The 492-nt window shown below is 67.5% G+C and carries 1 protein-coding gene; it reads right to left on the bottom strand.

The annotated features are described in order from the left end of the window. A partial coding sequence (locus tag HW932_RS21535) for an RRXRR domain-containing protein (protein WP_176978492.1) occupies nt 1-392 on the bottom strand: 392 nt, incomplete at its 3' end. Nucleotides 393-492 lie beyond the last annotated feature (100 nt).

The raw sequence follows: 492 nt of genomic DNA on the forward strand, positions 1-492 counted from the left end.
GGGCGATTCAGAAAACGCGGCGCCCGGTAGCGCGTCTTCCGAGACCGGCGCGCCCGGCGATAGTGACGCCGAAGCGTCAGCGCCTCCCGGATCGCCTGGCCGCGATGCGCCAGTTCCCCAAACCACAGCCCATGCTCCAGGCGCTCGAGCGCGCCCGTTTCCGGGTCACAGGTCTCGGATTCGCGTACCAGGGTCAGTCCGGTCACGCGACTGCCCGGATCGAGCTTCAGGCGCAGTGGTTGAACCGCGCCGCCGATCCGGTCCTTCAGGCGAATAGTGAACGGGGCCAGACGCACCACCACCGCCCGTCCGCGCTCCAGTAACAGCCGCGCGCGTTTCTCCGTGCACGGCATCAACGGACGCTTCTGTTTGTCGAGAACGAATACCGCCATCGGTCTGTTCCAAAATCTGCCCTTACGGGCCTGGTGACGGAGCCTCGCGGCTCGCTCCCCTCGGGAATGTCTGCAACCGGCTCCCGCCTCGCGGCGGCGA

The sequence above is a fragment of the Allochromatium humboldtianum genome (genome assembly GCF_013385175.1).
GTDB lineage: Bacteria > Pseudomonadota > Gammaproteobacteria > Chromatiales > Chromatiaceae > Thermochromatium > Thermochromatium humboldtianum.